General features: G+C 43.2%; 9 protein-coding genes. All 9 read right to left on the reverse strand.

All coding sequences use genetic code 11. The features are described from left to right. Positions 1–2: 2 nt before the first annotated feature. The 9 genes from QZ371_RS06835 to QZ371_RS06875 all read right to left on the reverse strand — a co-directional run bounded on the left by QZ371_RS06835 (position 3) and on the right by QZ371_RS06875 (position 6,405). A complete protein-coding gene (locus QZ371_RS06835; protein WP_295210976.1) occupies positions 3–1,259 on the reverse strand; it encodes an ATP/GTP-binding protein in 1,257 nt (418 codons plus the stop codon). 456 nt (positions 1,260–1,715) lie between these two features. Continuing rightward, positions 1,716–2,531, reverse strand: coding sequence for a GH25 family lysozyme (locus QZ371_RS06840; RefSeq protein WP_295210978.1), 816 nt, complete (start codon positions 2,529–2,531; stop codon positions 1,716–1,718). Between the two features lie 4 nt (positions 2,532–2,535). Beyond that, positions 2,536–2,826: a YopD family type III secretion system translocon subunit gene (locus QZ371_RS06845; protein ID WP_295210981.1), complete on the reverse strand. Its 291-nt coding sequence runs from the start codon at positions 2,824–2,826 to the stop codon at positions 2,536–2,538. Beyond that, positions 2,823–3,008 (reverse strand): hypothetical protein, encoded by a 186-nt coding sequence (locus QZ371_RS06850; RefSeq protein WP_295210983.1) that lies wholly within the window; start codon positions 3,006–3,008, stop codon positions 2,823–2,825. Before QZ371_RS06850 ends, QZ371_RS06845 begins: the two co-directional genes overlap by 4 nt. Before the next feature lie 10 nt (positions 3,009–3,018). Continuing rightward, positions 3,019–3,711: a hypothetical protein gene (locus tag QZ371_RS06855; protein ID WP_295210985.1), complete on the reverse strand. Its 693-nt coding sequence runs from the start codon at positions 3,709–3,711 to the stop codon at positions 3,019–3,021. Between the two features lie 2 nt (positions 3,712–3,713). Then, complete coding sequence (locus tag QZ371_RS06860) at positions 3,714–4,418, reverse strand: hypothetical protein (RefSeq protein ID WP_295210989.1); 705 nt, start codon at positions 4,416–4,418, stop codon at positions 3,714–3,716. After that, entirely contained in the window at positions 4,418–4,681 is a 264-nt protein-coding gene (locus QZ371_RS06865; RefSeq protein WP_295210990.1) for a hypothetical protein, read from the reverse strand. The genes QZ371_RS06860 and QZ371_RS06865 overlap by 1 nt, the downstream gene beginning before the upstream one ends. Continuing rightward, on the reverse strand, positions 4,674–5,234 hold the full coding sequence (locus QZ371_RS06870; RefSeq protein WP_295210993.1) for a hypothetical protein: 561 nt from the start codon (positions 5,232–5,234) through the stop codon (positions 4,674–4,676). Before QZ371_RS06870 ends, QZ371_RS06865 begins: the two co-directional genes overlap by 8 nt. 10 nt (positions 5,235–5,244) lie before the next feature. Next, positions 5,245–6,405, reverse strand: a complete 1,161-nt coding sequence (locus QZ371_RS06875; protein WP_295210996.1) for a hypothetical protein — start codon at positions 6,403–6,405, stop codon at positions 5,245–5,247. Positions 6,406–6,535: the final 130 nt, after the last annotated feature.

Below are 6,535 nucleotides of genomic sequence, written 5' to 3' on the forward strand. Positions count from 1 at the left end.
ATCTATTCCTCTTGCTGCAATTTATCAATGAAACTTGCCATGTCTTTATTTAACATTGGAATGGCTCCATATTTTCCAGAAATATAACCCTTTGCGATATTTTCATCCTTTCGCACATTTTTCATCTCAACAAGTGAATACATATCTGTTGAACGTGACTCTTTTTTTAGTTCCGTAAACCAAATCTGATCTCTTCTAAAAATATTTAGATCTAAGATATTAGTATCATGCGTTGTAAAAATTATCTGAGATTTATTTTCAGTTTTTAGTAAATTTATTATATCTATCAAATTTTCAAAAACAGATTCATGAAAACTTGTTTCCATTTCATCACATAATAAAACCTTGCCTTTAACAAGTATATCTATCAGAGGACACAGAAACTCAATTAATTTTTGAATTCCTGTTGATTCTTCTTCAATACGAACACTAAATTTGTCATAATGGATAAAAGTGTCAATCTTTGAAATTGGATGATTTGCTAATAAAGCTTTCAACTCTTTAGGCATATATGGGTCAATTTCATCAACTGACATATTTGTCTCTTGAATATCAACAACGATATCATTAATTCCAGTATCCAAACTTTTCAAAAATGTTAGTACAGCAGCCTTTATTCTAGAATCATCATGAATCCTATTAAGAGAATACTGCCTCCAATTATCAAGACCAAAGCCTCGATATATAACTAATTTTTCTTTAAAAAAGTTAAAAACCGTTTCAATCTCCTGAACAGCACTAAAATTTGCGGCACAGGACAAAAATAGACGATTCGGTTTTATGACATCTTTGCAAGAGTCAAATTTATTTTTAAACGAATCTCCAGGGATGTAGTCATCTGCAGTTCTTTCAAAAATCTTCTTTTGTCTACCATTTGGAAAATAATATAAATATTCATCAACAACGAGCTTGTTTTGTAATGCAAAACCATATGCGTATATTATGCCATTCACAACAAACTGTACACTATACTCACTTGGTACATCAAAACTTAATAATTTATGCGGTTGCTGCCTGATTTCATCTCCAGGCTGATGATTAATACTGTTGATAACCAACAATTTCATAAACTGGATTGCGTCAATAAAATTACTTTTTCCAGAGCCGTTTGCACCATATATTGCACTAATTTTTGAAACACGATATTTGCCACACTTCATCAAACGGTCTTCAAATGCATTGTCTTTGCCTGCAACAGTTGAAAAAACTATCTTATCTTTAAATGATTTATGGTTAGAGCAAGAGAATTCAAGTAACATAATAAAACCCCCATTTTCAAAGCTAATTGTACCACGTTTTCTAGAGATTTGTCAAGCATTTTTGAGATTTTTTCACAAGTTTTTAGCTTTGCTCAGTTGTATTTTGCCTAGAAGCAGTAAAATTATACATGGTTTTGCATTATATCATAAATAATATCCAACCCAAAAACAGCCGCCTCAGACCCATAAAAGTCCGAGACGGCTGAATAAAACTCTATTCATTTTCAACTATTGATGAAATGACTTTATCATCAGGACTTTCCTTTGGCAGTTCTGGATCAAATTTCGCAATCCACACTATAGCACTTAAAGCAAGATTAATTATTAATATACTATGAAAAAAAACGATTGATGTCAAAATGTCAATTGCAACATTGCAACTTAAAGCGACTAAATTGACACTATATAAAACAAAAACAGCCGACAAGGAATAACCCCTGTCGGCTGTCTTACTACCTACTTGATTTTAATTTTCTGCCCCACATAAATGAGGTCAGCGTTCTTGATACCATTATCCTTGACAAGCTTAGCAACAGTAGTCTTGTAGCGCTGTGCGATAGCGGAGAGTGTGTCTCCACGCTTTACAGTATAAGTCACTACCTTCTTAGCGGTGCTTGTAGACGGCTTTGTGGTTGAGCTGGTGGTTTTCTTAAAGCCATTCAGCCCCTTAGCTTTAATAGCCGCAGGATAGTCCACATAGCAGATATCCATATCAACATTGCCGCTGATACCGCTGACTCTTCCTGTGGAGCTGTACTGCCACATACCATAAGTGCCGCCGTAGTTGCACTTTGAGCCGTACTCAGCGACCCACAAAGCGTATCTCTTAGCGACGTCGGCAGATATGTATTGCTGCAATGGGCTGCGGCTGATGTACAGTCCTGCCCAGTAGCCTGCGCTTTCAAGAGCGTTGCAGAAAGTCTTGACAAGGCTGTTGCAAAATGCTCTGCCATTTGCGAACTGTGAACGCTCCTCGAGGTCGAAGTATATCGGATACTCAAACGTCTTGCCCTTGATAGCGTTGATACAAGTCTGAGCCTCTGCCTTTGCGTCCTCGACACTCGCCGCATAGCTATACCAGTAAGCACCGACCTTCAGCCCTGCCGCCTTAGCTGCCTTGTAGTGGCTCTCGAAATATGGGTCTTTCTGATTAGCGTACTTGCCGAAGCCAGCACGAATGATAACGAAATTGACCCCCGAAGCCTTTACTTTCTTGAAGTCAACGCCCTGCTGATACTGCGAAACGTCAATACCCTTAAATGTCTTTGCCATAAAATTACTTCCTTTCTAAATCATCAATCCTGTGATTAGCCACCTTGATTTTCTCATCAATCAAAGCATAATCCTGTTCCAGCTTGTAAGTCCGAGCAATAACGGAATTGTGCTTGTCCACACGCTCAGACAGCTTGTCTATCTTGTACTCTATCAGCTTCTGACTATCGTATTGCAGCTTCTGACTATCGTATTGCGCCTGTTGCATAGTCTTACGGCTGTTAGATGCTATGACAAGCTGACACACTACCGCCGAAGCCGCCGTGATAAGCGCCACGATTATTGCCTCTGTCACTGGCCGTCACCGCCTTTCTTTGCCGACTGCGTGCCAAAATAGAATGATATCACCACAGTAAACACCGTGATGAACTGCTCCGCCGAGATCGTGCGGCGAAGTGCCAGCACGCAAAATACTGCCGTGAGCAGTATCGTAACAATAGACTTGACGTCTATAAGCTTTGCAAATTTCTGTTTCATGATATCCCTCCTAATCCGCTATGCACATAGCCTTGCCGCAGAGGTACTTCGTGCCTGTGTCGGCGATCTTCATTTTGTTGTACTGAACAGGCGCACAGGCCATCATGTAGACGTCCTTGAACACCGCCCCTGTGGTGGAGTCGGTAACAGGTATCAGATAACCCTTTTTCGCGGCGTCAATGGTCGATGTGAATGTCGCCTCCGATGATATGCCATCGTCTGTGGCGACCATATAGCTGTTATCGTCCGCAACGTACACGCACCCCTTAGCCGTGCTGCCGTCAAGCTTGGTGATATCGCCGACGTAAAGGTTGTAGAAATGTGGGTCACGGTTCTTTACGTTAGTGTCGGAGTTTGAATATACACAAAGGCAAACGCCTTTACTTGTTTTGCCAACAGACAATGCTAAGATGTTATTTACTCTGCTGCCTGACGTTAAATTTCTTTTTGCATTAGTCGGCGTAATTATATCAAGAGATACATAAAAATTACTGCCGCCAACCTCACAAGATATTTTCACATAGCTGTCAGCGGTAAAATAGTATTTCCCATAACATTCATACAGGTTATTTCCGGTAGTGACCGCTGAAGCTTCTTCCCAAGCATAAGCTGACAAAACAGCGTTTAGATATGCTACGAATGAATCGCGGGATGATGATAGCAGATACGTTTTATAAATAAACGTTGTATGTTCAATAGCCATAATTACACCCCCTCGGTGTCTTTGATACAGAGTGTTTTGCCGCAAAGGAAAACGCCCTTGCCTTCGACTTCCATTGCGCCGTACTGCACAGGTGAATAGCGCATAATGAAAATGTCGTTGAAGGTCTCGCCTGTTGCCGTGTTCACCACAGGTGAAAGAACCGCCTTGCGGTCTGCGTTTATCGTTGTGCCAAGTGCTGACATCGTGCCTGTGCCTTTTGCGGTGGCAACGGTGATATTTCCGCTGTCGTCTGAATATATACAGCCCTTTGCCGTTTGACCGTTGAATGAGTAATCACCAATATAAAAATTAAAATTTAAGGTCGTATCATAGCTGTTATCCTGTGACTTAGCTTTAAAAGCAAAACCATTCTCTGTCTTGCCGAACGCCCAACTGAAAAAAACATAGCGTCCGTCATTAGAACCAACGATCTGCATACTGCTGATTGCTCTTTTTGTTCCAAATGGGCCACATAGTGAAATAGTTATATTTGCGCCAGTTCCGCTTAATTGGCCTCCGTGAACTCGTATATAAAGATTTTCAGTAATATAAAAATCTTTATCTTCATCAGATGAGGTGCATTCAGATGTTGGAGCAGAATACCATTCGTATGCCGATATCAACGCCTTTATAAACTCAATAAAATTAGATTCACCAGAGATCATTCCATTTTTTGATGCATTAGTTTTTGTTATCTCTATCCCCATTAGTTCTCCTCTCCTTCCAATTCCATATCACCTGTCACGCTCTGCACGGTAACGCCTTCTGCGGCTGTTCTTGCCACACCCACCACAGCCTTCACCGCTGAACCCTCTGTCCAGGCGTAGGCTGTGCCGACGGGGACGGTGGTACCGCTCGCCATATCAGGTATAATGTCAATAATATCCATATTGCCGTTAAGGTCCTCGATGCTGAACCTGTCCGACCTGTCGGGCTTTTTAAGTCCAAGATTTTTTGTATACTCAGCCAATCTGTCCGCCTCCTGTGTTCTTGCCTATTATTAAATAGTATGTTGTGAACGTCTTTGTACCTGCGCTGTCATCTTTGGTGATTATCTGGTGGTCTAACCTCAGCTTGTTGTCTATGACCTCATAATGTACCTGCGCCGATTTATAATGCGCTCCACCCCAATCACAGCACACAAATATGTACGGCTGTGAAGTCATTGCCGGCAGAGTACAAACACCGTCATTCCACCACCAATGGGTGGTGTTGTTCTTGACCTGCAAACTTTTCGTTATCTTGCCGAATTTCATCACAAGCGGAAAAGTCCTTGACATCAGCGCTATTATCTGCGACACAGTTTTGCTTTTGAAGATAGAATTTGCGCCGTCTAAAAGCTCGTCCACCTGCTCTCCTGAGTATCTCAGCTCGTATTCGTCCTCGCCAACAATGCTTTCAAGTGCCGTGATACGTTCAGCCATTGCCGCAAGCTGTTCCTCAACTGTCTGACCTGTGTCCGCTGTATCGGCAGTATTCTCCGCCTGCGTATCAGCCGTCATTATCTCGTTATCGTCTGCCATTGTATTCCTCCTAAAGCTGTTCTTCAACGCTCAGACCCACCGCAGAAATATCGGCTGAAAGTCCGCCGTCAAAATTGAATCCTATGTTAGTTATTGGTATATCGTAGCTTTCGCCGCTTTCGCTGACGTATGTTATCACGTCACCAACGTCAAATCGGGGGTCGCCAAGGCGGTGAAAAAGCTCCGTTGTATACCACGAAAAGCCGCCTATCCTATGCCACAATGACCGCAGCAGCGACATTGTCATATATGGATTTTCAAACTCCAACACACGCCCTGCCGAGCCTGTGGTGTTGCCCAGCCGCAGAGTTTCGCTGTCGCTGACCTTGCAGACAATGCCTGCGAGGATATTCGGACGTTCTCCCAGTGTTGGCAGGTCGATAGTGTTGTTGTCCAGTATCTTCACGCTCGAGCCGTACCATTTGCGGACGTATCTGCCGTATCGGTCAACAAAACCGAACTCGCCTTGTGCCGAAGCTATGTAACTGAGCATCTGCCGCATTGTGGTGTCTTTGGGTATAGAGCTTATTTTGAAGTCGAAGTTTGCAGTTTTCAGCCTTATGTGACCCTTGCCGTAAAGCCTTGCACCGCCCTTTACACGGAGCTTTGCAGGGATGGTGTAGTCGTTGCCGTTTTGCAGTCCAAGCTGCTTGCATATGTCATCCTCAACAGCTTTTGACCACGCAGGTAGCTTGACCTTTGGCACATAGGTCTTGTCCGAAAAATACAGCCTATCCGCAAGAGTGATCTCAGTATTTCCACCAGACTTTTTCGACTTTACACAAGTAAACCGCCCAAGGGGTATCCGCTCTCCGTCAAGCACCTCTCCAAGCTTGCTTATCTGCTCCACTGTAAGCTTTGAAAGTTCTGCGTAGGTGTAGGATTCTAGGGTGGAGTAGGTGGTCACGCCTGTGAGGTCTGCAAGGTACAGGGACAGGTCATACTCTTTGCCGAGGAAACGTGTTTCAGCATCGTTTATCTGTAATGCCCAAGACTGTGAGCACACTGCACCAAGCTCTATGTCGTCACTGAGGCTCGTTGACTGCACGTCACTGGTAGCGGACATTATGTTGTCCCCCATTATTACGCTCTCGTCGTTTTCAAGCCACATACGCCATGTGCGGCAGTAGCTTTCGATGCGTGAGGAGACGGTTGTACTTGTTGTATACATATATCCGCCTCCTACTGCATGATAAGGTCAACAGCAACGCCTTTGCAGAACTGCCGCTTTTCGTCCCAGCCGAATATTTCATAGCTTGGATCTCCTGCATAAACGTCAAAGGTGCTTTCCTGAAATGTCT

The sequence above is a fragment of the Ruminococcus sp. genome (assembly GCF_019423705.1).
In the GTDB taxonomy this organism is placed as follows: Bacteria; Bacillota; Clostridia; order Oscillospirales; family Ruminococcaceae; genus Hominimerdicola.